The sequence below is a fragment of the Acinetobacter sp. 809848 genome (assembly GCF_000581275.1).
Lineage (GTDB): Bacteria > Pseudomonadota > Gammaproteobacteria > Pseudomonadales > Moraxellaceae > Acinetobacter > Acinetobacter pittii.
On record NZ_JEXG01000115.1, the window covers coordinates 1 to 2,047 of the forward strand.

At 34.0% G+C, this 2,047-nt stretch carries 2 protein-coding genes and 1 tRNA gene; 2 read left to right on the forward strand and 1 reads right to left on the reverse strand.

What is annotated here, in order from left to right; all coding sequences use genetic code 11:
- Positions 1 to 113 precede the first annotated feature (113 nt).
- Together elsL and J536_RS24025 are read left to right on the forward strand one after the other, a co-directional pair.
- Complete coding sequence (gene elsL / locus J536_RS24020) at positions 114 to 617, forward strand: cell wall-recycling L,D-carboxypeptidase ElsL (protein ID WP_032062551.1); 504 nt, start codon at positions 114 to 116, stop codon at positions 615 to 617.
- Between the two features lie 206 nt (positions 618 to 823).
- Positions 824 to 899, forward strand: a tRNA-Val gene (locus tag J536_RS24025).
- 374 nt (positions 900 to 1,273) lie between these two features.
- Here J536_RS24025 and J536_RS24030 read toward each other — a convergent pair.
- A partial coding sequence (locus J536_RS24030) for a YdcF family protein (RefSeq protein ID WP_032064239.1) occupies positions 1,274 to 2,047 on the reverse strand: 774 nt, incomplete at its 5' end.

Below are 2,047 nucleotides of genomic sequence, written 5' to 3' on the forward strand. Positions count from 1 at the left end.
GCGCGTAGATAAGAGAAGATTGATAATCTTTTAATTTTGGCGCAAGACAAGTTCTTCATATAAATTTTTACTTAAACTCAAAGTATTTGAGTTGATATAAGAGAATAAGTTCAATGTCTCAATTTAAGCTCGAAGATGTAGATGTCCTCATCGATTTAGCAAATCAAACATTAACTTTGCCTAAACATAATAAATTTTATGTCATTTCTACCGGAAAGAACGGAATCGGTGAGCAAGAGAATACTGGTAGGACTCCACGTGGATGGCATAGGGTTGCAAAAAAAATTGGTGCACAATCTCCTCAAAATGCGGTTTTTATTGCACGTAAGCCCACAGGGGAGGTCTATAGTAGTGAACTAGCAGCACAATTCCCTGAAAGAGATTGGATATTGTCACGTATTCTTTGGTTAGATGGCTTAGAAGAAGGCTTTAATAAAGGCGAAGGTCATGACACCATGCAGCGTTATATCTATATTCATGGCACTCCTGATAAAGAACCGATGGGCGTTCCCATGTCACATGGCTGTATTCGAATGCGTAATGAAGAAATCATTGAACTGTTTGATTTAGTCGCTGAAGATGCATTGGTTTATTTGTCTGAGCAATCTTTAACCTAAAATAAGATTTTAAAAATTTTTATTTAATTAGCTGAATGATCAAAATATTAAAATAAGTGCTTAAATAAAATACAAAAAATTGTTTTTTACTTAATAATGACTTATTTTTAATCATTCATTCGCATTTTTTTGAAAAGTTGTCGAAAAGCGTTTGACACCTGTTAAAGATTCTCTATAATGCACCTCACAAACGATGAAGACGTTAAGGGCGCTTAGCTCAGTTGGTAGAGCGTCTGCCTTACAAGCAGAATGTCGGCGGTTCGATCCCGTCAGCGCCCACCATAATTTCTATCAGAAATTTAAAATTCCCTAAATTTATACTCATCTATAAATATCTTATACTTACATGTAAATTTATTTACTATGTGACTCAGTGTAGATACAACTTTTCTATTCTAAAATTAAAGTCCTTATATCTTTAAGTTATTCTTTTTATTGATCGCTAGTTTTTTAATTTTTTAGCATTGGTGTTTCTTCATGCTTTTGATGGGATTCCTCAACCTCATTAAATTGTGTTACTAGTGGTTAAAGATAAGTATCTAGCCTGTAATTACTAGTTCTAGCTAATATCAACTTTGTATTTGTACCGATCACTAATATTTTCACAAAAAAAACTGCTATTTTTTTAAATAGCAGTTTTCCGATTAAATTATTTTTTAATATTCGTTTAAAATCCATCCACTTGCATATGCGAAATATTCACGTAACCATGCATTGTAGCGATTAGCTAATGGTGTTTCTGCCGCTACCCCATAAACTTGGGTATAGCCCTGTTTTTTTGCAATTGCTATTGCTCGAGGAATATGAAAATCACTTGTCACAATAGCGATTGGCTGCTCTAAGGTAATGTGATGCTGTTCTAATAAGGGTTTACTATTTTTTAAGTTAAGCTCTGTGCTGGTACTTTTATCTTCAAGAATCATTTGATCTCTTGCGATATGATACTTTTGTTCAAGATAACGAGACATAACCAATGCTTCGCTTTCTTTTTCTGAAAAATCAAGACCACCTGTTAGAACAATGTGTGCCTGCTGCTGTTTTAGGGCTAAAGGGGCGGCCGTATCTAAGCGCTTTGCAAGAATTGTGGAGGGCTGACCATTCTCAACACCGCTTCCTAAGACAATAATTGCTTTTACTGGAGGAATATTATTTGAAGTATCTTTATTTTCTTTAATAAAGCTAAAAAAATAGCCTAAGCCAATTAACCATATCCAGAAGCATAACCATCCAAAACGCCAAAGTGTGTGTAAGCGATAGTGATAGAAGAAAAAGCGTTCTAAATGATAATAAAATAAGGAATATAGGCAGAAGAAAGCACCTAAAATTAAAGGAATAACGGTGCCTACATTAATTTTATTGAGACAAATTAGAACTAATCCATCTAGAAATAAAATCGAACCAATGATTGCTAGGAAAATACGGATCCACTT